24 protein-coding genes are annotated in these 21,728 nt (G+C 42.2%); 16 read left to right on the top strand and 8 right to left on the bottom strand.

Features of this window, described 5'->3' with window-relative positions; all coding sequences use genetic code 11:
- Nucleotides 1–165: 165 nt before the first annotated feature.
- The 5 genes from Q1A86_RS07545 to Q1A86_RS07525 all read left to right on the top strand — a co-directional run bounded on the left by Q1A86_RS07545 (nt 166) and on the right by Q1A86_RS07525 (nt 3,492).
- Nucleotides 166–453 (top strand): hypothetical protein, encoded by a 288-nt coding sequence (locus Q1A86_RS07545; protein WP_299804933.1) that lies wholly within the window; start codon nt 166–168, stop codon nt 451–453.
- Between the two features lie 121 nt (nt 454–574).
- Entirely contained in the window at nt 575–1,822 is a 1,248-nt protein-coding gene (locus Q1A86_RS07540) for an AAA family ATPase (RefSeq protein ID WP_299804931.1), read from the top strand.
- Nucleotides 1,819–2,400, top strand: coding sequence for an HNH endonuclease (locus Q1A86_RS07535; RefSeq protein ID WP_299804929.1), 582 nt, complete (start codon nt 1,819–1,821; stop codon nt 2,398–2,400). The genes Q1A86_RS07540 and Q1A86_RS07535 overlap by 4 nt, the downstream gene beginning before the upstream one ends.
- Nucleotides 2,401–2,516: 116 nt before the next feature.
- Nucleotides 2,517–2,933, top strand: a complete 417-nt coding sequence (locus tag Q1A86_RS07530) for a hypothetical protein (protein ID WP_299804926.1) — start codon at nt 2,517–2,519, stop codon at nt 2,931–2,933.
- Nucleotides 2,934–3,039: 106 nt separating this feature from the next.
- Complete coding sequence (locus Q1A86_RS07525; RefSeq protein ID WP_299804923.1) at nt 3,040–3,492, top strand: hypothetical protein; 453 nt, start codon at nt 3,040–3,042, stop codon at nt 3,490–3,492.
- Nucleotides 3,493–5,837: 2,345 nt separating this feature from the next.
- Here Q1A86_RS07525 and Q1A86_RS07520 read toward each other — a convergent pair.
- The 6 genes from Q1A86_RS07520 to Q1A86_RS07495 all read right to left on the bottom strand — a co-directional run bounded on the left by Q1A86_RS07520 (nt 5,838) and on the right by Q1A86_RS07495 (nt 9,855).
- On the bottom strand, nt 5,838–6,062 hold the full coding sequence (locus Q1A86_RS07520; RefSeq protein ID WP_299804920.1) for a hypothetical protein: 225 nt from the start codon (nt 6,060–6,062) through the stop codon (nt 5,838–5,840).
- Between the two features lie 59 nt (nt 6,063–6,121).
- Entirely contained in the window at nt 6,122–6,670 is a 549-nt protein-coding gene (locus Q1A86_RS07515; protein WP_299804918.1) for a GNAT family N-acetyltransferase, read from the bottom strand.
- Between the two features lie 48 nt (nt 6,671–6,718).
- On the bottom strand, nt 6,719–7,000 hold the full coding sequence (locus tag Q1A86_RS07510) for an antibiotic biosynthesis monooxygenase (protein WP_299804915.1): 282 nt from the start codon (nt 6,998–7,000) through the stop codon (nt 6,719–6,721).
- A 482-nt stretch (nt 7,001–7,482) separates the two neighbouring features.
- Nucleotides 7,483–8,775: a site-specific integrase gene (locus Q1A86_RS07505; RefSeq protein ID WP_299804912.1), complete on the bottom strand. Its 1,293-nt coding sequence runs from the start codon at nt 8,773–8,775 to the stop codon at nt 7,483–7,485.
- 126 nt (nt 8,776–8,901) lie between these two features.
- Nucleotides 8,902–9,159, bottom strand: coding sequence for a hypothetical protein (locus Q1A86_RS07500; protein ID WP_299804909.1), 258 nt, complete (start codon nt 9,157–9,159; stop codon nt 8,902–8,904).
- 198 nt (nt 9,160–9,357) lie between these two features.
- Entirely contained in the window at nt 9,358–9,855 is a 498-nt protein-coding gene (locus Q1A86_RS07495; protein ID WP_299804907.1) for a hypothetical protein, read from the bottom strand.
- A 225-nt stretch (nt 9,856–10,080) separates the two neighbouring features.
- Here Q1A86_RS07495 and ccoN point away from each other — a divergent pair, with 225 nt between their 5' ends.
- From ccoN to ttcA, 11 genes are all read left to right on the top strand, one after another.
- Nucleotides 10,081–11,517 carry a cytochrome-c oxidase, cbb3-type subunit I gene (gene ccoN, locus Q1A86_RS07490; RefSeq protein ID WP_220760600.1) on the top strand — a complete coding sequence of 479 codons (1,437 nt, stop codon included), beginning with the start codon at nt 10,081–10,083 and terminating at the stop codon, nt 11,515–11,517.
- Nucleotides 11,518–11,529: 12 nt separating this feature from the next.
- Nucleotides 11,530–12,144, top strand: coding sequence for a cytochrome-c oxidase, cbb3-type subunit II (gene ccoO / locus Q1A86_RS07485; protein ID WP_299804899.1), 615 nt, complete (start codon nt 11,530–11,532; stop codon nt 12,142–12,144).
- Between the two features lie 11 nt (nt 12,145–12,155).
- Nucleotides 12,156–12,332: a CcoQ/FixQ family Cbb3-type cytochrome c oxidase assembly chaperone gene (locus Q1A86_RS07480; protein WP_012155452.1), complete on the top strand. Its 177-nt coding sequence runs from the start codon at nt 12,156–12,158 to the stop codon at nt 12,330–12,332.
- Nucleotides 12,332–13,288 (top strand): cytochrome-c oxidase, cbb3-type subunit III, encoded by a 957-nt coding sequence (ccoP, locus tag Q1A86_RS07475; protein WP_299804896.1) that lies wholly within the window; start codon nt 12,332–12,334, stop codon nt 13,286–13,288. Before Q1A86_RS07480 ends, ccoP begins: the two co-directional genes overlap by 1 nt.
- A gap of 148 nt (nt 13,289–13,436) precedes the next feature.
- Nucleotides 13,437–13,916: a FixH family protein gene (locus Q1A86_RS07470; protein ID WP_299804894.1), complete on the top strand. Its 480-nt coding sequence runs from the start codon at nt 13,437–13,439 to the stop codon at nt 13,914–13,916.
- A gap of 71 nt (nt 13,917–13,987) precedes the next feature.
- A complete protein-coding gene (locus Q1A86_RS07465) occupies nt 13,988–16,372 on the top strand; it encodes a heavy metal translocating P-type ATPase (RefSeq protein WP_299804891.1) in 2,385 nt (794 codons plus the stop codon).
- Complete coding sequence (gene ccoS / locus Q1A86_RS07460; protein ID WP_299804888.1) at nt 16,369–16,578, top strand: cbb3-type cytochrome oxidase assembly protein CcoS; 210 nt, start codon at nt 16,369–16,371, stop codon at nt 16,576–16,578. Before Q1A86_RS07465 ends, ccoS begins: the two co-directional genes overlap by 4 nt.
- Entirely contained in the window at nt 16,575–17,267 is a 693-nt protein-coding gene (locus Q1A86_RS07455; RefSeq protein WP_299804885.1) for a sulfite exporter TauE/SafE family protein, read from the top strand. Before ccoS ends, Q1A86_RS07455 begins: the two co-directional genes overlap by 4 nt.
- A gap of 57 nt (nt 17,268–17,324) precedes the next feature.
- The gene (gene etrA, locus Q1A86_RS07450) at nt 17,325–18,077 is read left to right on the top strand and encodes an electron transport transcriptional regulator EtrA (protein ID WP_012155458.1); all 753 of its coding nucleotides are present in this window, start codon (nt 17,325–17,327) and stop codon (nt 18,075–18,077) included.
- Nucleotides 18,078–18,168: 91 nt separating this feature from the next.
- Nucleotides 18,169–19,101 carry a universal stress protein UspE gene (gene uspE, locus Q1A86_RS07445; protein ID WP_299804880.1) on the top strand — a complete coding sequence of 311 codons (933 nt, stop codon included), beginning with the start codon at nt 18,169–18,171 and terminating at the stop codon, nt 19,099–19,101.
- A gap of 79 nt (nt 19,102–19,180) precedes the next feature.
- The gene (gene ttcA, locus Q1A86_RS07440) at nt 19,181–20,116 is read left to right on the top strand and encodes a tRNA 2-thiocytidine(32) synthetase TtcA (RefSeq protein WP_299804879.1); all 936 of its coding nucleotides are present in this window, start codon (nt 19,181–19,183) and stop codon (nt 20,114–20,116) included.
- A gap of 116 nt (nt 20,117–20,232) precedes the next feature.
- On the opposite strand, the gene Q1A86_RS07435 is transcribed toward ttcA, so the two are convergent.
- Complete coding sequence (locus Q1A86_RS07435) at nt 20,233–20,856, bottom strand: DUF2987 domain-containing protein (RefSeq protein ID WP_299804877.1); 624 nt, start codon at nt 20,854–20,856, stop codon at nt 20,233–20,235.
- The gene (locus Q1A86_RS07430; protein ID WP_299804875.1) at nt 20,834–21,661 is read right to left on the bottom strand and encodes a glucosaminidase domain-containing protein; all 828 of its coding nucleotides are present in this window, start codon (nt 21,659–21,661) and stop codon (nt 20,834–20,836) included. The genes Q1A86_RS07435 and Q1A86_RS07430 overlap by 23 nt, the downstream gene beginning before the upstream one ends.
- Nucleotides 21,662–21,728 lie beyond the last annotated feature (67 nt).

Raw genomic sequence — 21,728 nt, 5'->3', positions numbered from 1 at the left:
GTTCTGCATTACTTTGCGGAGAAGGTAAATTCAAATTTGTTAACACCAGCAAGATTAACTGCTTTACATCAATGAGTTACGTTGCTAACTTTGACGTAAATTAAAAAAGTGCAGGGATTTATCCGAGACGCTGGATAATAAGCTGTTATGTAACTAGGGATAGTGATGCAACCTGAGAGTCAATCATCAGAATTACGTCAGTTAATTAAAGATGCTCGGTGGGCTATTTGGCTTTTTGTTGCCATAAACTTTTTTGTGTTAGTTTTCTTTCTAGCAGACGGTATCTTCAACGAATTTGTATTCGTCCTTTTATTTATTCAAATTGCATTATTAATTTTTTGGTTGCTACCTGTCTTTTGCTATCAGGTGTTTGTCAAAAAGTTAAGAGTAAAATTAGCAGTTTATAAAGCTCTAGCATCATACAAAGAAGCAATAGGTCATGTTTCGTGGTAACGTTACATAACAAGCTAATAAATAAGGACAAAAAATAGTTTGCTGTTTTCGTTCCTCAACATTTTAGCAAACAAATTTTTGCCCATTATTAGGGCGTTATGCTGCATGAAGAGGGAATAGCATGTACTTCAAAAAAATATGCCTGAATGAATGGCAACAATTTCAAACTATAGACATTGACTTCCATGAACGTGTAACTATTTTAACGGGAGGAAATGGTAGTGGTAAAACAACTATTTTAAATATTCTAGCGAGACATAGTGGGTGGAATAGCGTCTCTTTAGCGACTCCTAAAGCTGAGTCTAGCACGGGAATAATCAAATATTTCTCTAGATTCTTCTCTGGTAAAGATAGAGGTAGTAATAACTCGATAGGAAGCCTAAATTATTCGAATAATATAAACTCACCTCTAGTTGCCAACAATGGTAATGGAAATGCTGCTCAATACCAAGTAACTATTCAAAAGCAACAAGGGATTCAATCATTCTACATCCCCTCACACCGTTCTATTTTTAAGTACCAGCAAGTGGGAAGTATTCCTACCGCTAAAAAGAATAAACAAAGTGCTTTTCAAGAGGTATCTCAAAGCAATATTCAAAGGTATAACGGTAACGGTGGTCAATCTAGTAGCTTCTTTATGAAAAACACTTTGATTGGATGGGTGATCCAAGGGTATGGTGTTCATAATGCTGATAAAGCGATTATGCCTTCAGATCAGGAGCAAATTCAAAATTTTGAGGGCTTTCAGCAAGTTTTACGTAAAATTCTTCCTCAAAACATAGGGTTTGAGCAAATAGAAATTAGGAATATGGAGGTCGTTTTTGTCTGTAACGACGGGGATGACGAGTTTGTTCTTGAAACTGCCTCAGGTGGAATAAGTGCATTAATAGATATCGCTTGGCAAATCTATATGTTTTCAACAAATGAAAAATCAGATTTTACAGTCTTGATTGATGAAGTTGAAAATCACTTACATCCAATTATGCAAAGAAGAATATTACCCGACCTTGTAAATGCATTTCCAAAAGCTAGGTTTGTTGTTTCAACTCACAGTCCTTTGGTTGTAGGCTCTGTACAGGAATCTTCTGTTTATGCTCTTAAGAATAATTCAAATGGCAAAGTAGAGTCACATAGACTTGACCTTAAGAATCAAGCTAAGAATGCGATAGAGGTATTAGATGAAATATTAGGTGTCTCATTTACGATGCCTATCTGGGTTGAAGAAAAGCTTAATTTCATTAATGAAAAATATTCTTCAGGTGCAGAAGATCCAAGAGTTTTTTCTCAAATGAGAGAAGATTTAGCAGAGCTTGGTCTTGAAAAATTACTGCCTAAAGCGATTGAAAAGTTGTTGGAGAGCAAACAATGATTAGACTAATAAGACCTGCATGCCCACACCCTGCTGCACTGGCATCCAACAATTATAAACATCCTCTGAATAAGGAAGCGCTTAAAATTGCAAGTCATGATAAGTGTATGTACTGTGAATGTAAGATATCACATATCGACTTTGCACACGTAGAGCATATAAAACCTAAAGCAGAAGGAAAGTACCCTGAGCTGGCGTTTACTTGGAGTAACTTAGGTTATGCCTGCCCAAAGTGTAATAATGCTAAATCTGATAACTATCATGTGGATACGCCATATATCAATCCATATGACGAAGATCCTGAAAATAGTTTGGTTGCATATGGTACATTTTTATTCTCTAAAAATGGGTGCGAAAGAGGTGATTTAACCATTTCTGACTTAAAGCTTAATAGACCTGATTTACTTGAAAAAAGGCAATTGCGAATTCAGGAGTTTAAAAGTTCAATTGACGCTTGCTTCAGAACATCTTCTCGGGTTTTAAGAGAAGCTGCTTTAGCTGAACTGCAAAAAGAAACGGAGACAGATAAAGAGCTGTCATTATTTGTTAAATCTTTTATGGCGTTAAATGCAGCATAACAAGGCACTTAAACGGAAAAATTACAGTTGGCTGCGCTCGTGCCTCACACATTTTAGCCAACTGCATTTTTCCGCTTAGCTTAGCGTTAGGTACTAAATAAACTTAGGGTGAAACTATGACTAGAAATACATGGCCTCGTAATCAAAGTACTGCTTCTGGTGGTGGGTTATCAACGGCCTCTGGCGGCGGTATGTCGACTGCTTCAGGTGGCGGAGCTTCAACAGCTTCTGGTGGTGGCATGTCTACGGCATCCGGCGGTGGAATGTCTACAGCATCAGGTGGTGGATTATCTACAGCTTCTGGTGGAGGGTTATCAACTGCCTCAGGTGGAGGCTTGTCTACTGCCTCAGGTGGCGGACTTTCTACAGCTAGTGGAGGAGGCCTTTCAACAGCTGCTGGTGGTGGTATGTCTACAGTATCTTGTGCAAACCCATACCGTAGTAATATCCCACCATGGCCAGTGTTTATCAAAGAGCTTGAAAAACGTGGTATGACTCAATACGCAGATATGATTCGTCAATATTTAAGATAGGTGTTAACCGTACCTAACAAGCTAATAAATAAGGACAAAAAACAGTTGGCTGTTTTCGTTCCTCAACATTTTAGCCAACAATTTTTTGCCCATTATTAGGGCGTTAATGCGACAAGGAAGTAATGTGGTACTTAAATTTAGGAAGTTTTTATTTAGCTTTGGCGGATATGCATTTTGGTCGCTGTTGGTGTTGTGGTTGGCGTTTGCGCTACTTGCAAAGGGCTGCTCGGCTATGTGTTCTGATGAGGTAGTCGAGGAAATCCCGTCCCCTGATGGTCGATATGTGGTTGAGGTTTCGATAGGGGACTGTGGTGGCGCGACTACTGACTTCTACGGCAAAGTTATCGTTAAGCATATAGAGAAAGGTTTTGATTCTCGCAGAGTATTCGGCTTCGAAGGAAGACCAAGTGCGAGTGGATTAGCTATTGAATGGCAATCTGACGATAAACTGGTACTGAGCTTCGATAACTTACAGAAAGTCAGAAGCATAGATCCGAATGGAAGGAAGACGAGTGATTTTCAGATTGTGTATAAATATCGAGGTCATTCGTTGCATTAACAAGAGTAATCAGAAGGCTCGTTTCACTCGCCGGACCGGGCTGCTGTTACTGGCGTTACTGTAAATCAACTTGCCATACATTCCCTAATGAGACTCATCACTTTAAGAGCTTTGACTCTAACCAATTTCTGTCCAAAAATGGGCTAGGGCGGTACAAAGGTTACCTCCTTAAGCCTATCAATTAAGAGAAAGGAACTTTCAGGGTTGTTGACTAAGGTACACATCACTTGGTTCTAAAGTGCTTTATGACTTTCTTAAGAAGTCTTTAGTGAAATTATTTTGAGATCCTGAAATCTGGAGAAATAAAAAGCTATGTAATTGCCAAATATTTCCTAGTGTGTACTGGCTGTTTGAGTTTGCTGCATAGCGACTTTATAAGCTTGCCTGACTCAGTCCGTTAGACATTGGCTCTAATGAATGAACTCACTTTAAACTGCCAGTAGAGTGTTACAGATCTTAAATCCGTTGCACTAAACATAGTTGTTATAGAGCTACAGTCAGGTAAAAACTCAGAGTATAACTAGTAAACAACCAATCCATTGCAGTAACTGTTTGCTAGTAGAGCTCATAACGAATTGTTAGTTCAATTCACATAACTCAACAGCATACAGTCATGAGAATGGTTGTGACTTCATTAACTTAAACTAACGGCCTTCAAAATAAAAATATCAGGCGAGAAGCCATGAGCAGACAATTACTCATAGTTCATGTGATGCCGAATCCGATGTCATGACTGAGATTCTCATTTTCGATGACAATTCCCAATAATAATCAGGATAGCCATCCCTTTATGGATCCTATTTAACATAATATACATTGTGCGCATATCTATATAAATGTCACTGATGTGGGGTTAGATGGCTACTTTATCTATATGAGCTTTCAACCAGCTTTATAGCCATTGAACCGGATAGCTCAGCTTCTTGTATATAGCTGCTTGCATATAATGGCTTAAGTTTAAAGTTCAGCTTACAGTCATGTGTTAGTGCTTAGCATCTAGCTCGGACTTGATTGACGCCGACATCTGCAAGCGACTTAACTCAGCTCACTATACTCCTTGCTCTATATGCTGCTCGTGCAAAGGTGAAAACGGTTCGACTATCTTGCTACTAACAGCTTCACACGACTGCGAACCTGAGTGTCTTGGGATTGATTCGCTTATTATGTACGTCTAGTTATGGCTGGCCATTTTTAACGGCACGAATCTCACGTTGGATTTAAGCTTGGTCGTAGATTGCAACTTAGCATTTAGCTTAGCTTTGAAATGGTTTAGCTAGAGTGATGAAACTGGACGCTTAAATCAAGCGCTAAAACCAGCACTGAAAACAAGATGTTGAAACAGATAGTTAAAACGAGCCTAAATCAGCCATTTGTAATCGTGCGCTACGTGAAATCTGCTGAGCTGAGCTAGGCAAAACTTTAAAGTAGCCACACAGCGCGCCGTTTGAGTTTAGCCAAACTGACGACAAAGCTTACGATATCAATACCAATTTACATCTTAATCTAGTTTCTGAAGTTAGCTCCTATATTGAAGCTCGATAATTGCTCTTGGCCAAAACTCATTCGCTTCAGTTCAGCATAGCTTTGCCTGATCGTAGCCATAACAGTAACTGTTATAGCAATAAGAATAGTTAGAGTCTGATTGACTCGGCCTTGCAGCAGTTGATCGAATCAATCATCGAATGGCCCCAATGGTCCATGAAGGTTGAGATAGAGCCAGGACTAAACTTAAGATGAACTTAGACTTAAGATGACGGTTTTGCAGAGAATTAGGCTGATGACTGAGCTTACTTTGAACCTAGAATCGAGCAGATAATTGAGCTGAAAGCTTGGCAGAAACTTGCTTGAAGTAAGATAAGACGCAGAATAATTTCAGTAATATTAATGAGTTTAAACGCGTATTCAGCGAAATAGTGGCCAGCGGAATAGTGACTGTCATATCTTGCTAGTTCTAGACTGTTCTGTCTTTTGTATAGACAGGTAGATACAGAGACAAAAACAGAGATAAATACAGCTTAATAGCGGGAAAAGCCCTTTTAAGGCAATTGCCGATAATGTCACTTATCGGCATTAACTGATCTGAGAAATCCCAATTGAAATTACAGTCGAAATCACAGCACAAAGCCAGCTTATATAAAGCTAACTAAGATAAAACCAACTTGAATTTTGTGGTTAACAATTGGATTCGATACAGAATTGGTTATTGGCTAAAACTGAGCAAGTTAGGATGCTCAATTTAAGATGATTGCTGAAGGCTTTACCACTGCGCCAATGCAAACAAATAAATAAATAAATAAATAAATAAATAAATTTATAATCAGCAGCTTACAAACAAGCGTCAAGCGTTAAACACCCTGTTTACGCCCTACTCTTGTCCGGCTAAATAGAAAGTTTAATTGAAGGTTTAATGGTTTGATTTTTAGTAAATAAGCTAAGCTACCAGCAACAACTGTCAATGTCTTTTTTAGACAAAAAACAGTCATCATCGCGCCCTGCTCGGCTAGAAATTCTTGATGCTTGAATTGCGAGATTGTATTGAAAGCTGGTATTGTGAGCTTGGCGTTGCTCATTACTCTTCAATTACACGAGATAACACGAGATATTAGCCTGCTTCCCTACTCCATTTTTACTAGCCATGAGCTATAACAGTTGCTCGGGACATAACAGTATAAGATAACGACTTACCGTCTATTTTAAACATGTCTTTTATCTCGCCACATTTCTCAAACCCAGTGCTGATATACAGTTTTTGTGCGGCTAGATTATTTGAAAGAACCCAAAGATCAATATGTTCAATATCAGTATTGTCAGCAACCCACTCTAGCATTTTATTGATTAGTTGCTTGCCGAGCCCTTGCTTTCGAACTGAACGGTCGACTCCCATACCCAGTAATACTCTATGTTGTGTATGGTTTTCTGCATGCGCTCGAATATCGATGTGCCCTACTATCTTTTTGTTTTCATCGAATGCGAGCCAAAGGCGTCGCCAGCCTGGGTGGTATATTTCCGTTTTAATGCCAGCAGTAAAACGAGACTTCATTGCTTCATTAACAGATGATTCTGCTTTAGACATCGGCTGAAACAGATGAGTATCACCAACACCATTGTCTGACAAATGATCATTTAAGTAATTGAAGAACTTGCCTAAATCATTTTGAGTTGCCTGTCTTATTTCCATATCACTCCATTTTATCGCAGCTTTATCGCGCCCTTTTAAGAGGCGGATTTAGTCAGAGCTTCTTATTTGATAATGCCTTTGTACGTTTTTAGTGACTTTGCCCCATTGAGATGATTTCACTCTAGCTTGATGATTATCAAAAGCAGTTTGATCTACAAATTCCTCATAAACATTAAACTGATTACGATTGGATTCGTCAGGTGTCACACTAAAAGTTAAACAACCAACTTCTTTTAAGGTGAGACTTTTGTGCGTCACCAATTCACGACTGACTAATTCAAGGTCTGAATCAGGTACGACTATAAAACCTTGCAATATAATCTTTGCCAACACTGAACTCCAAGAACGAATAAGGCTGGGCAAAATGCCCATGGCTGTAGCATAAACACGCTAACACAAACAGAACATTAACCTGAACATGAATTACGAGTAAGTATCGCTAACTAGCTTGAAAATGCGCACATCGGCAATTTCACCGTATTCATCGACAGGATCCCAGATAATAAGCCGTTTGGGTTTGAGCTTTTTAAGCTCCCCTTTACTTAACTGGATTTACCCGAACCATAAGTTTGAACAACACTTCAATGGATATGTTTAAATGAGCTTATAAGCCGTGTATCGCAGGGATGCTAAGCTCGCCTCCATGGTCCCTTTCCCTTCAAACTAAAGTTAGCGTGCTTATAAGCAATTAAACATAGCCGACTCCAAAGATTTACATTAGCTTTGCTTAAAACGAAGACTCATTAACTTTAACAGTCGACCAACTTACTAATAGCCACCTGAGGATTTTAGTTTAGGTGGCTACTCAACTCTTACTCAATCCCCTGCAGATAATCCAAGGGTTTATTCTGCGCACTCTCGTGTCTTTCTATCTGAGTGGTGTGCAGATATTGCGAGGTGGTGTCGATACTCTCATGACCGGCATCGGCCTGGACGTGTGATAAGGGCCGGCCGTTAATATTGATGTCGTGAGTAATGCCGGTGTGGCGAATATTGTGGATACTTAATCCGCGCATCTGCTGTGCGTCCTCAATAAAGCCGTCAGTTTCGATGCTAATCGCTGCAAGTTCGATGATCTTATCGACCTCTTCACGAATTTGGCGAATACCTAAGTTGGCATTTAAATTGCCGACTTCGCGCCCTCGCCCTGCGGCTTTTTGGCGCACGATTAATGGATGTTGCTCTGAGGCTGAGGGATAATCTGACAGCTTTAGATAACGTCGATAGTCCACTAACGCCGCTAACAAGGCTTTAGATATTGCCACGCTGCGACTCTTGCCACCTTTACTCTTTGGAATGTGAAAACTCCAGATCCCTGAGTGGCGGTTTTGCTTAAACTGGCTCATTACCGGTGAGAAACCCGCTCTTGCAGAAACCTCCGATACCCGCAGATAGCATGAGTAAATAAGCTTGATTAGAAACAAGCTGCGCTGATGGAGTTCTGGTTGGGCTTTGGCGAGCTTCTCAACCGTCGACATGATGTAGGACCACTGCAACTCCGTAAACGCCAACTGATTATCATCATCTGTGTTGAGTCGGTACTTCTGCCTGGATGAGAATCGACTCTTATTCAGCCACATCTGCGCCGGGTTCTTCTCACAGTAATCCTCCCCCATCAAATAACTGTAGAAGCTCGATAAGATCGCCACTTTGGTTTTAAGCGCGCTGTCACTCAACAGATAAGGCTGAGTTTGGCCATCGACTTTCTTGCCTCTAAAGAGCAACCAAGCGGGATTTGGAATACGCTCTGCAGACGCTTTATCTAATTTGAACTGCGCAACATTAAAATAGCCAATAAGCTCGATTGGTGGATTTTTGCAGTACTCTATGTATAAGCCAACTTCTCGGCGCGCTATGGTACTGACGTTGAGTTTCGCCACGTCGAAACACCAATGTAAGAATGTGGTTAGCTCACTTCGATAGGCTTTATAATTATTCTCATTGTATTTTTGCTCAAATAGCCAGTCGGTCGCGTGCTCAAACACAAGCCCTGCTTCGTCGAGTTCGCCAAGGCTTAACTGGGTGATATGTTGATTGACCAGCGGATTGCCGATTTGAATGTAGTCAATTGAATCAAAAAGCGGGATAACTGGGGGTAATTGCATAGATATAGAAAGTATAAAAGCCGATATCTCTATATTAATCAGTAAGGTTAAAAAGCGATATCCTTAATTAACCTTATATGACTACTAATGACGACTTATACTTCTTATGACTGCTTGTGATGCTTTTCAGCGAGATATTACCTCTATGCTGCCTTTTACTGATGTTTGGCTTTGCTCATAACAGAGACTTTTACATTCTTGCTGGCAATGCTTGTCACAATGAATGCGTTTTTCACAGCTCCAGAGGCACAGTTGCCAGACCGCCTGTTTAGTCTCGCTATCCAAACACTTAAAATCTGCGGCGCAGAGTAGACCTTGCTGGATCAACTGAGCGATTTTATCTTCAGAAATACTGATATTTAACTGCCTAGTTGGACTATCCATCTCTATTCTCCATTAAAACATAACTGACTAAGCTAGATTACATCCTATAACTACAAATGATAATGATTATCAATTGAGTTGTCGAGACGTTTATGTTGTTTAACCAAGAATGCCAACAAAGACGGTTAAAAATCACAGTGCAAAAAACTTAGTGATGAAAACTCGTAGTATAAAATGGCCTTTAGGCTGTACCCGTCCTTAACGTTCGCTATCGGCTAAGAAATCGAAGCTAGTAAACTGCTCTACCCCATCGACTTCGTAGCTGACAATCGCACTCCAAACCATGTAGTCACTGCTACAGGAGCCATATATTAAGTTTCCCTGATACTTATTTTCGTCGATTTGGTTAAGTTTTACAGGAATAACCCCCATAAACATATCTCTACCCTGAACGTTAACCTTTATATTACCCACAGCCTGAGAAGTAGTGATAGAGAGCTGTAATGGCTGTTCACTCGGGGTTTGCCAAGGACTGATAGTTAACTCAAGGTCTACATCGGCTACAGTTTTGGCACAAGGGCCAGATTTAAAATTACATAGGCTTGGATCTACTGCTCTTGAGGCCTGTGGCTCATGCGCTTTTGGTTCACAACCGAGTAGAAACAGACCCAGTAAAAAGCTGATAGAAAAGCTTAATACTGTTGATTTGTGAGTGACTTGCACGTTAATTAACCTTTTAACTAAAAGTTTTAACATTCTATTGAGTACCTTGATCTAGATCAACTTATCCCGCCCCTTAATTCCTATCTTTTTTGATATAGCTCAAGTATCATGGCCTTGCCTTGCGTTACTTCATGAAATGTAAGGTTACACATTGACACAGAAGCCTAGTTTCCGATAGGAGACGTGTTTTTTGTCATATTACGGGTAGAGCTTTACTCTACACAACAATAAGTATAAGTAATAAGCAGTGGAAGCAATATGATGAACCATTCCCAGCCTCAAGGCGCTGATTACAACTACACCATCGTCCGTCAATTCGCTCTAACAACTGTGTTATGGGGAATTGTTGGCATGTCGGTAGGTGTACTAATTGCAGCTCAGTTAATCTGGCCGCAGCTAAACTTTGAAACTTCATGGTTAACGTATAGTCGTCTACGACCACTACATACGAACGCCGTGATTTTCGCGTTTGGTACCTCAGCCCTTTTCGCCACATCCTATTATATCGTTCAACGCACCTGTCAAACTCGACTATTTGCACCTAAGTTAGCCGCATTTACGTTCTGGGGTTGGCAAGCCATCATTCTTTCGGCAGCAATCAGTTTGCCACTTGGTATTACCAGTGGTAAAGAATACGCCGAACTAGAATGGCCAATTGATATCGCAATTACCGTCGTATGGGTCTCCTATGCTGTGGTTTTCTTCGGTACTATCATTAAACGAACTACGTCGCATATTTATGTGGCTAACTGGTTCTTTGGTGCCTTTATTATCACGGTAGCCGTACTTCACATAGTTAACTCTATGGCTGTGCCGTTAACTATGACTAAGTCTTACTCGCTATATAGTGGCGCTGTAGATGCTATGGTCCAGTGGTGGTATGGTCACAATGCGGTAGGCTTCCTGTTAACTGCAGGTTTCTTAGGTATGATGTACTACTTCGTACCTAAGCAAGCTGGTCGTCCAGTTTATTCGTACCGCCTATCTATCGTTCACTTCTGGGCATTAGTTGCTTTGTATATCTGGGCTGGTCCTCACCACCTACACTACACTGCACTTCCAGACTGGACTCAGTCACTTGGTATGGTGATGTCTCTAATCCTATTCGCTCCTTCTTGGGGTGGTATGATTAACGGTATCATGACGCTATCGGGTGCATGGCACAAACTTCGTACAGACCCAATCTTACGTTTCCTTGTTGTTTCATTGTCTTTCTACGGTATGTCTACCTTCGAAGGCCCAATGATGGCAATTAAGACGGTAAACGCACTTTCTCATTACACTGACTGGACTGTTGGACACGTTCACTCTGGTGCATTGGGTTGGGTTGCTATGGTTTCAATCGGTTCTTTGTATCACTTGATCCCAGTTCTGTTTGGCCACGGCCGTATGTACAGCACAAACCTAATTAACGTTCACTTCTGGTTGGCAACAATCGGTACTGTTCTTTATATCGTTTCAATGTGGATCTCTGGTGTGATGCAGGGTCTAATGTGGCGCGCAGTTAACTCTGACGGTACATTGACTTATAGCTTTGTTGAAAGCTTAGAAGCCTCTTACCCGTTCTACTTTGTTCGTTTCCTAGGTGGTGTATTCTTCCTTACAGGTATGTTCTTAATGGCATACAACGTCTACCGTACTGTTAAGGCCCCTAAAGATTCTTTGCCAGCCATTGCTGATGCAAAAGCAGCTTAAGGAGTAGATACGATGAAATTTAATCATGAGATAGTTGAGAAAAACATCGGTCTATTAGGGATCCTCACTGTTGTCGCAATCAGCTTTGGTAGCTTGGTTGAGATTACACCCCTTTTGTTCCAAGAAGACACTACAGAGCCATTAGAAGGTCAAATCCCTTATACGGCAATGCAGATTGAAGGTCGTGATATCTATGTTCGTGAGGGCTGTTATGGCTGTCACAGCCAGATGATCCGTCCACTGCGTGCAGAAACTGAACGTTACGGTCACTACTCTGTAGCTGGCGAGTCAGTTTGGGATCACCCATTCCAGTGGGGCTCTAAGCGTACCGGTCCTGATCTTGCCCGCGTTGGCGGTCGTTACAGTGACAAATGGCATGAGGTTCATTTAATTGACCCTCGCGCCGTGGTTCCGCAGTCAAATATGCCTGCCTACCCTTGGTTAGCTGAGAACACACTAACAGGTGATCTAACTGGCCAGAAGATGCAAATCTTACAAGATCTTCACCCAACTCATCAGATGTACACTGCTGAAGAGATTGATGGCGCTAAAGACGCTGTTAAGGGTAAGACCGAGTTAGACGCATTGATCGCATATCTGCAATCACTAGGCCACGCGCTTAAATAAGGAGGCAAATTATGGATTACGGCACATTACGTGGAATTATAACCATAGTGGTAATGGTGACCTTCATCGGTATATTTGCTTGGGCATATAGCTCTAGTCGAAAGAAACAATTCGACGATGCAGCTAACCTTGTTTTCTCTGACGATGAGAAAATCTCGGTTTCGAAGGACTCAGGAGAACAAAAGTGATGAGTAACTTCTGGAGTATATGGATTATCGTACTCACGGTTGTGGTAATCATTGGTTGTGTTGTTCTACTACGTGCTTGTTCTAGGAACGACACAGGTGTAGAAGAAGGCAAGTCAATGGGCCACAGCTTCGATGGCATTGAGGAACTTAACAACCCACTACCTAAGTGGTGGAGTTACATGTTCTACATTACTATCATTTTCAGTGTTATTTATTTAGCGCTGTACCCAGGTTTAGGTAGCTTCAAAGGCTTTTTAGGCTGGACAAGTTCTAACCAAAGTGTGCGTACTATTGAAGAGTCAAAGCAAGCTGTTATTGACGCTCAAAACGACGGCCGCTGGGTTCAGTATGACCAAGAAGTTAAGCACGCAGACGAAAAGTTTGGTCCTATCTTCAAGGCATACGCTAATACGCCATTGGAAGAGTTAGTTAAGAATGAAGAAGCCCTTAAAGTGGGTGGACGTCTATTCTTGCAAAACTGTGCCATGTGTCATGGTAGTGACGCCCGAGGTAGTAAAGGCTTCCCTAACCTAACCGACAATGCTTGGTTATATGGTGGTGAGCTAGAAACGATTAAGACCTCTATTATGAATGGTCGTCACGGCATGATGCCGCCAAAAGGTGGTTTACCGATTGAAGACAGTGAGATTAAAGGTCTAGCTGAATATGTCGTTAAGCTATCGGGTCGTGATCACGATGAAGCGCTTGCCGCTCAAGGCCAAGGTTCATTCATGAAAGGCTGTTTCGCCTGTCATGGTATGGATGGCACGGGTAACAAGTTCATGGGCGCCCCTAACCTAACCGACAACGCTTGGGTATATGGTGGTAGCCGTGGTGCTATCGAGCAGTCAATCAAGAACGGCCGTACTGGTGTTATGCCTGCATGGAAAGATGTATTAGGTGAAGAAAAAGTTCACGTAATCACAGCTTACGTTTACAGTTTGTCTGCCAAATAATCACATCCGGTTAACACCGAGTGTAATATTAAGGCCTCGTGATAACGAGGCCTTTTTTTTAAGTGATAAATCACACTTTTATGGGTAAAATGTCGGTTGTTTTTTCCCATACTGTTACAACTATTTTAATAACTATAGGTGGTTAATAATGTCTACTTCGCAACCTTGGTATAAGCAATTCTGGCCGTGGTTTCTAATCATATTACCGCTGTGTGCTGTGGTCGCTAGTATCAATTTATTTTGGGTTGCTTTTACCAACCAAGACCCATTAGTGACCGAAGAGTACTATAAAGAAGGTAAAGGCATTAATATTGACCTTCGAAAGATAAAACATGCCAAGCAGCTTGGGATGAACTACATGCTAGAGTTTGATGACAAGTACGTTGAGCTCTCTCAGCAAGGTGGTGAAAAATATCTAGCGGGGTTAAGCATTAGCTTCTATCACCCCACTCTTGAAGAACGAGATTTCTCACAAATTGTCACTGCTGATGCCAATGGCGTATATCGAATCGATTTAACTCAAACGATTGAAGGCCCTTGGGATGTCAGAATTGAAGGCTATGATCAGACTTGGCGTATTCAGCAACGAGTCGTGCTAAAAGACGATCAACAATACTGGTTAAACTAGATTTACGTACGCCCTAACCCGCTAGCCTCTGCTGCGGGTTTATCGAATAATTACAAAAAGAAAAACATTCCATGAGTCAACCAAGCTGCTTCCATTGTAGCGAACCTGTGTTAACAGGTAAGCAATTTACCACCCGTATTAACGATGATGAGCAGCTTATGTGCTGCCCAGGTTGCCAAGCAGTATCTCAGGCGATTATTGACGCCGGACTGACTAACTATTATAAATTTCGAACTGAGCCCGGCAGTAAACAAACGGCATTGGTACCTGAAGAGCTGTCGAACTTTTATGCTTACGATCTGCCTGAAGTACAGCAAGACTTTATCCAGCAAAGGGACTCGCTTAACGAAGTCTCTCTAACGGTAGACGGCATCACCTGCGCTGCCTGCGCCTGGTTGATTGAACATAAAATCAATAAACTCGACGGTGTTGCCAAAATCCAAGTGAACTCCACCACACAACGTGCGTTGATCTCTTGGGATAGCGACAAAATAAAATTAAGCGAAATCCTCAGTCAAATTAGCCAAATTGGCTATCAAGCGGCCCCTTTTCAGGTCGATGAGCAAGAGATAAAGAGTAAGCGAGACAGTCGTAAGTTTCTTCTACGCCTTGGTCTTGCTGGTTTTGCCACCATGCAGGTGATGATGTTCGCCCTCGCCCTTTATTCTGGTTATTTTAGTGATTTAGATACTGAATATCGCGATTACTTCCGTTGGGTCAGTATGTTATTTGCAGCGCCCGTTGTCTTTTATTCGGCGCAGCCATTTTATTTTAGCGCCGTACGCTCGATGTTGATGGGGCGCTTGAATATGGATGTGTCGGTCAGCATTGCGATCTGTGGTGCTTATATCGCGAGTTGCATCGAGACTATTAACGGCACTGGCGAAGTGTATTTTGAATCGGTCTCCATGTTCACCTTCTTCCTATTGCTGGGTCGATTCTTCGAACAAAATGCCCGTCAAAAGGCGTCGGTTAGCTCCAGCAACCTACATAAGCTGGTGCCACTCACCGCCCAACTTAAAACCGATGAGGGTTTCGACGAGGTCCCGGCAAAGCGTCTCGTCATTGGTGATATTATCCTAGTAAAGCCGGGTGATGTCATCGCAGCCGATGGTATCGTGGTCGAAGGTGAGTCAGCTGTAAACGAAGCCATGCTTACCGGTGAGCAGATGCCTCTGCAAAAAATGATCGATGCAGAGGTTTTTGCAGGTACCATTAATATTGAGCAACCTATCTTGGTTAAGGTCACCGCGCTTGGACAAGATCAACTCGTTGCCGAGATTATCCGCCTGCAAGAAATTGCTTCAAACAATAAACCTAAAGTTGCGCTTTATGCCGACAAGTTCTCTAACTACTTTACTGCGGCAATTTTATTGATTGCAGCCTTAACCTATCTATTTTGGTACTTTTACTCTCCAGAAGATGCGTTTTGGGTGACTCTGTCCGTGCTTGTTGCAACCTGCCCCTGTGCGCTCGCGCTTGCTACGCCAACGGCTGTTACCTGCGGCACAGCTATTATGACCCGTTTAGGCATTATCACTCGTCGCTCTGGCGTGTTTGAAAAGTTGCCGAAAATTCAGCACGTCGTATTTGATAAAACCGGGACCCTTACCTTAGGTTCGCTGTCGATTAGTAATGTTGAACTTATGGCCGATTGGTCAGAAACAGAAGTACTTGCCCATATTGCCGCGTTGGAGTCTGGCTCTTTACATCCGATAGCTAAAGCCTTTGCTTCACACTTTAATGGGGCTATCAGTGTCAGCCATAGGCAAAGTGTTGTCGGTAATGGCCTGTCTGGCACTATTGATGGGGTTGATTATAAGGTCGGCAGTCAGCAGTTTGTTAATGGCACAAAGGAGGTAGAAACATCTACTACCGTGTGGTTTAGCCAAGGACAAACCTTGCTGGCTAAAATCACTTTAAATGATGAAGTGCGTCCAGAAACAGCACAAGCCGTTACTCAACTTAAGAAGATGGGCTGTAAAATCAGTATTGCCAGTGGTGATAACTCCACTGAAGTTGCCGCCCTAGCTCAGCGCCTTGGTATTGATGATGTGCATAAAGGGTTGTCGCCTAAGGGTAAGCTGGCGTTAATCGACAAATTCCAGCAGCAGGGGCAAGTCGCTATGTTTGGTGATGGTATCAATGATGCTCCCGTGCTAGCTGGCGCAAACTTATCGATAGCCATGGGAAGCGGCGCCGCTATCTCAAAAAACAGCGCCGATATTATCTTGTTGGGTGATAACCTTTCTCGCTTTGCCGATGCTGTAAAAGTTGCAAAATCAACGGGTAAGATCATCAAGCAGAATTTATTCTGGGCGCTAGGTTATAACCTGTTTATAATTCCATTGGCCGTGAGCGGCCACGTTGCCCCTTACATCGCTGCATTGGGGATGTCTGCAAGCTCACTCATCGTTGTTAGCAATAGCCTAAGACTACTTAAGGTTCGTTTATGAGTATTATCTATGTCCTTATCCCAATCGCTATGCTTTTCGTGCTCGTCGCGGTAGGTGTATTCTTCTGGGCCGTAAAATCCGATCAGTTTGATGATTTAGAAAAACAGAGTGTGTCGATTCTTTTTGAAGAAGACGAATCACCAAAGGAAAAAACACAGGCTAACAAACTAGATGAAGACGACGCTAGTAAGAAGTCAGCCGAGTGAATGATTACAGCCTGATTGGTGCATTTATAGTGGGTGTGATGGGCGCAGGTCACTGTATTGGTATGTGCGGTGGTCTTGTGGGTGCATTATCGGCGAACATGCCTAAAACGCCTGGCGGTAATGCTCTGGTATCACAGTTAGGCTACCTGCTGAGCTACAACACTGGTCGTATCATGAGTTACGCCATTGCTGGTGCGTTAATTGGTGGTAGTGCCAGTGCCCTTGGCGTCTTATTCGATGCCGACTCCTATTTATTGGTGTTGCGTGTTTTTGCTGGCCTTATGATGATCGTCACCGGGCTTTACATTGCACAGATCTGGGCTGGCGTGGTTCAAATTGAACGTATCGGTAAGTGGCTTTGGCAATATATCTCACCTATCGCGAACAAATTCATTCCAATAAAAAACCGCTCCCATGCCTTTATTGCGGGTGCGCTTTGGGGCTGGCTACCTTGTGGACTGGTTTATAGCATGTTGACTTGGGCCGTTGCAGCGGGAAATCCGCTTGAAGGCGCGCTAATTATGCTTTTTTTCGGACTCGGTACATTACCGGCATTATTAAGCGCAGGGATTGCAGCCAGCAGCTTTAGCCGCTGGGTACAGAAAAAAACCGTACGAATCGTAGGCGGCCTGACGTTGATAGCTTTCGGAGGACAAACCTTGTACATAGCGATTAAGCAGCTTAACTAGCTCCGAATATCAAATTAGTTTAACATAGTAAATGAACAGTCAAAATTGAGAGAGACAATGTCAGCAGATAACAACAAGAATCGCCGTCAGATGGCGTCAGGATGTGCGATTCATTGTCATGATTGCAGCATGGGTACACTTTGTATTCCTTTCACACTTAACTCTAACGAATTAGATCAGCTTGATGAGATCATTGAAAGGAAGAAGCCGATACAAAAAGGCGAACCGATTTTTAAATCCGGCGATCCGCTAAAGTCTTTGTTTGCTATCCGTTCTGGCACAATAAAAAGTTATACCATCACGGAACAAGGCGATGAACAAATCACAGGCTTCCACTTAGCCGGTGATGTAATCGGCTTCGATGGTATTCACTCGCAATCTCATCAAAGCTTTGCTCAAGCCCTTGAAACTTCGATGGTTTGTGAAATCCCCTACACCACTCTGGATGAGCTCACAGGTAAGATGCCTAAGCTTAGACAGCAGATCATGCGCTTAATGAGTAATGAAATTCAAAGTGATCAAGAGATGATCCTGTTACTCAGTAAGAAGAATGCGGAAGAAAGACTAGCTGCCTTTATCAGTAACTTAGCTAAGCGCTTCGGTAGTCGAGGGTTTTCTCCAAGAGAGTTTAGATTGACTATGACTCGTGGTGATATTGGTAATTACCTTGGACTGACAGTTGAAACGATCAGCCGCTTACTTGGTCGCTTCCAAAAAGCTGAACTTATTGAGGTTAAAGGGAAATACATTACAATATTAGATATTGACGCATTAAGCGAACTATCTGGTAACAGCAATATTGCGCGATAGGAATTATTCGGCAATCAGCTTGATCTAAAACAATATAAATTCATCGCAATCATGCAAGATGAACTAGACGATATTAGATAAGGAAACGGCTATGATGGACTATCAGAAACTCCTTGTGGTTGTCGACCCAACGACAGATAAACAGGCGGCTCTTGCTAGAGCCGTTGAACTCGCCTCAGAAAGCAAAGCCGAAATAACGGTATTTTTATCCATTTTTGACTTCTCTTACGAGATGACCTCGATTCTTTCGGGTCAAGAAAGAGAAGCGATGCGAGAAGGTGTTATCAACCAGCGCAAAGCTTGGATAGATGACATCATCAAACCTTATTGTAAAGATGGCATAAAAGTCACATCTGAAGTTATCTGGCATAACCGCCCTTTCGAAAGCATTATCAAACACGCAATTGCCGGTAACTATGATCTCATCGTTAAGGGCACTCACGAACACGATAAGCTTAAGTCGGTTATATTCACGCCGACTGACTGGCATCTAATGCGAAAAGCGCCTATCCCAGTACTCTTAGTTAAAGAGCAAGATTGGCCTGTTGCGGGTAAAATTGTTTGCGCCATTAACGTCAGCGCTGAAGATGATGCAAATGAGACACTTAATGGCAAGATCATCACCCACGCTATCAAACTCGCTAAGCAATTTAATGCTCAAGTTCACCTCGTTAATGGTTACCCCGGTACCCCAGTTAACTTAGCCATAGAGCTGCCTGATTTCGATGCCCACACTTATAGTGAAACCATTAGGCTGCAGCACGAAGAACGAATTTGCTATCTAGCAAATGCCTACGGGATATCTCCTGATTTTTGTCATGTAAAAGAAGGCTTACCAGAAGATGTCATCCCAGACTTAGCTGCCGAGTTAGATGCAGAACTCGTTGTTTTAGGCACAGTCGGTAGAACTGGACTTTCTGCGGCATTAATTGGTAATACAGCCGAGCATGTCATCGACAGTATCAACTGTGATTTGCTAGCGATAAAACCTGATGGTTATAAATCACCATTAGAAGAAGACTAACCGCTTTCTAGGCTTTACCCGAAGCCATTAAGCTGGAATAATACGCGCCCTGAACTATTGTGTACTAGGCGCGTTTTTTATGTCCGAAGAATTAACTCCAAAACAAGTCACCCGTATGGCAAAACTGCAGAAGCGATTACGCGCTGAAGTTGGCCGTGCTATTGGTGACTACAACATGATTGAAGAAGGCGACCGAGTCATGTGTTGCCTATCGGGTGGCAAGGACAGTTATGCCATGCTTGATATCTTGTTGAACCTTCAGCAACGCGCTCCTATTAAATTTGAAATCGTTGCTGTTAACTTAGATCAGAAGCAACCTGGTTTTCCTGAAGATATTCTACCAGCATACCTAGATACTTTAGGTGTGGCTTACCATATCCTAGAGAAAGATACTTACTCTATCGTTAAAGACAAGATCCCAGAAGGCAAGACAACATGTTCACTATGTTCTCGCCTGCGCCGCGGTACCCTATATGGTTTTGCGCAGAAGATTGGCGCGACCAAAATTGCCCTTGGTCACCATAGAGATGACATCATTGAGACCATGTTTTTAAATATGTTCTTTGCCGGTAAGATGAAAGCCATGCCACCTAAGTTACTGTCTGACGATGGTGCCAACATGGTTATTCGTCCGTTAGCTTATGCTCGCGAAAAAGATATTGCTGAATATGCAGAGCTTAAAGGCTTCCCTATCATTCCTTGTAACCTTTGTGGTTCGCAAGAAAACCTCAAGCGTGCAGCAGTCAAAGACATGTTAGTACAGTGGGACAAGCAGCACCCTGGTCGTATTGAAACCATCTTCACTGCGATGCAAAATACAGCTCCGTCGCAAGGTGTCGATAGAGAGCAGTTTGACTTCTTATCACTACAGCGTGATCCCGATGCACCAATGAGTGGCCAAGTTGCCGAGTCAGATCTGCCAGCTTTTGATTTTGTCGATGTATCGAATAACGGCCATATTAACCTTGATGCCGCAGCGCGGATCGATGTTGTCAGTACTTATACACCCGAGTAATACCAAATTACTCACTGAGTAAAACGCTACATAGAAAAGCCCTGATTTACAGGGCTTTTTTTTGGCTAATGTTTATGACTCAACAAGTCATGTATCAAATGATTCATCAAGCAAGGCTATTTGACCGTCCAAGGACTGATAACCTTTGGTGCAACAGAAGTCTTTAAACTTTTTAAGCCTGCCAATTGGCTGGTTTCGAGACGATATGTGCCGGTAACAGGAATGGCCTTATCATCGATGTAAACCGTCGCATCACCATCAAACTCTAGATTTAGACCCGCTATATCCGATGCAAAATAGCGCATTGGAAACCCCTGCATTTGACTTAGCAAAGCGTTCATCTCTTGCTCTATCTGCACAAGCTCTGCCTGCTCATATAATTGCTTAGTATTCTTTGCCCTCACCTGCATTGCTATTGCACAAGTTTGCGCATCACCTTCAACATTGAGGTTAATCAAGGCGCGATCAGACTTAAGTTGACCGTCGTAAGGTAAAAATAATCTTTGGTCTTTAGTTATCGTTAACGGAAACTCATCGTTCTCGGTGGTAATGGTACCGTTTTTAACTTTACATCCATTGGCCTTAGACACTGAGAAGGCAATTTCGACTAGCTGGTAATTACCTTTGTTCACTTGTTTAAGGCGCTGATAAAAGCTTTGGTATTCAAGTGAGATAGGCTGAGCCTGACTTAACGTTGACACACCTAATAAGATACAGCTAAGCAGCAGTTGTTTTTTCATTATTACCCACTAAAAATCGTTGGTTTTGACGTAACATTTCAAGTAGCTCATCAATATAAGCTTCTTGGCGTTCTGAATAGTTGATTAATCCGTAAACGAGATCTTGAGCTCTAGGCGTTTTATTCTCTGCGCGTAGGTCTGCTCTGATCGATCTCAGTAAAGAGTATGCGGCATTCGAATTAAGGTTACGCATGTATGAGGCTACTGAATCTTCGACGGTTTTAAATAGTGCAACCTCATGAGACAAGCCATCTGTTCGCGATTGAGGTACTAAGCCGCAACCTTTTCTAAAACACCATTGACCGAAAAAGTTTAAGCCTTCTCGTGCAAAGCGAGACGTGCCCCAACCTGTTTCGTTAGCAGCTTGGATTAACACCATCTCTTCGGGGATCACATCGACTCGTACTAGTAAAGTATCGATGTTTTTAATCGTAAGACTTCTCAGAGTATATTGATACTTTTCAGATATTTGCTGTAATCTAAATTCATCGGCTTCGGTAAGCGATTTGCCATTGATGATCTGATTACGAGTCGCAATCAAGAAGTCTCTTTCACCTTGAATAAGCGCGTTTTGATGTTTAATCGAAGGTCTCAAAAACTCGAAAAACTGGCGTTTCTTTTCACTTACATCTTTAATGGCGGCAAAATCTGGAACGGCACTGGCCACTTCAATATTTTGAATCGCTTTTCCTAATACAGATGCCTGTTCTTCATTTGCTGGAATGAACACCAGTCTTATAAATAGGAGTAGTGCAATGACTAGCCCTAACGCGATAGTAAACAACCCAACTTTACCTGTTTTCACTCATTTTCCTTTCTAGAATCACGTGGAATTCATATTTAGCTAATCTCATGGCTATTATATGCTAGCT

Source organism: uncultured Shewanella sp. (assembly GCF_947497935.1).
GTDB lineage: Bacteria > Pseudomonadota > Gammaproteobacteria > Enterobacterales > Shewanellaceae > Shewanella.
Note: the sequence above shows the minus strand (reverse complement) of the source record. Positions and strands in the feature narration are given on the sequence as shown.

Bases quoted from the DNA above. Each gene is read 5' to 3' on its own strand.
- Q1A86_RS07520 (WP_299804920.1), bottom strand. From the start codon at position 6,062: ATGAGCAACGCCAAGCTCACAATACCAGCTTTCAATACAATCTCGCAA.
- Q1A86_RS07480 (WP_012155452.1), top strand. From the start codon at position 12,156: ATGGATTACGGCACATTACGTGGAATTATAACCATAGTGGTAATGGTG.
- Q1A86_RS07540 (WP_299804931.1), top strand. From the start codon at position 575: ATGTACTTCAAAAAAATATGCCTGAATGAATGGCAACAATTTCAAACT.
- Q1A86_RS07530 (WP_299804926.1), top strand. From the start codon at position 2,517: ATGACTAGAAATACATGGCCTCGTAATCAAAGTACTGCTTCTGGTGGT.
- Q1A86_RS07435 (WP_299804877.1), bottom strand. From the start codon at position 20,856: ATGAAAAAACAACTGCTGCTTAGCTGTATCTTATTAGGTGTGTCAACG.
- Q1A86_RS07545 (WP_299804933.1), top strand. From the start codon at position 166: ATGCAACCTGAGAGTCAATCATCAGAATTACGTCAGTTAATTAAAGAT.
- Q1A86_RS07470 (WP_299804894.1), top strand. From the start codon at position 13,437: ATGTCTACTTCGCAACCTTGGTATAAGCAATTCTGGCCGTGGTTTCTA.
- Q1A86_RS07515 (WP_299804918.1), bottom strand. From the start codon at position 6,670: ATGGAAATAAGACAGGCAACTCAAAATGATTTAGGCAAGTTCTTCAAT.
- Q1A86_RS07495 (WP_299804907.1), bottom strand. From the start codon at position 9,855: ATGTTAAAACTTTTAGTTAAAAGGTTAATTAACGTGCAAGTCACTCAC.
- Q1A86_RS07465 (WP_299804891.1), top strand. From the start codon at position 13,988: ATGAGTCAACCAAGCTGCTTCCATTGTAGCGAACCTGTGTTAACAGGT.
- ccoN (WP_220760600.1), top strand. From the start codon at position 10,081: ATGATGAACCATTCCCAGCCTCAAGGCGCTGATTACAACTACACCATC.
- uspE (WP_299804880.1), top strand. From the start codon at position 18,169: ATGATGGACTATCAGAAACTCCTTGTGGTTGTCGACCCAACGACAGAT.
- ccoO (WP_299804899.1), top strand. From the start codon at position 11,530: ATGAAATTTAATCATGAGATAGTTGAGAAAAACATCGGTCTATTAGGG.
- ccoS (WP_299804888.1), top strand. From the start codon at position 16,369: ATGAGTATTATCTATGTCCTTATCCCAATCGCTATGCTTTTCGTGCTC.
- Q1A86_RS07500 (WP_299804909.1), bottom strand. From the start codon at position 9,159: ATGGATAGTCCAACTAGGCAGTTAAATATCAGTATTTCTGAAGATAAA.
- Q1A86_RS07525 (WP_299804923.1), top strand. From the start codon at position 3,040: ATGCGACAAGGAAGTAATGTGGTACTTAAATTTAGGAAGTTTTTATTT.
- ttcA (WP_299804879.1), top strand. From the start codon at position 19,181: ATGTCCGAAGAATTAACTCCAAAACAAGTCACCCGTATGGCAAAACTG.
- Q1A86_RS07535 (WP_299804929.1), top strand. From the start codon at position 1,819: ATGATTAGACTAATAAGACCTGCATGCCCACACCCTGCTGCACTGGCA.
- etrA (WP_012155458.1), top strand. From the start codon at position 17,325: ATGTCAGCAGATAACAACAAGAATCGCCGTCAGATGGCGTCAGGATGT.
- ccoP (WP_299804896.1), top strand. From the start codon at position 12,332: ATGAGTAACTTCTGGAGTATATGGATTATCGTACTCACGGTTGTGGTA.
- Q1A86_RS07505 (WP_299804912.1), bottom strand. From the start codon at position 8,775: ATGCAATTACCCCCAGTTATCCCGCTTTTTGATTCAATTGACTACATT.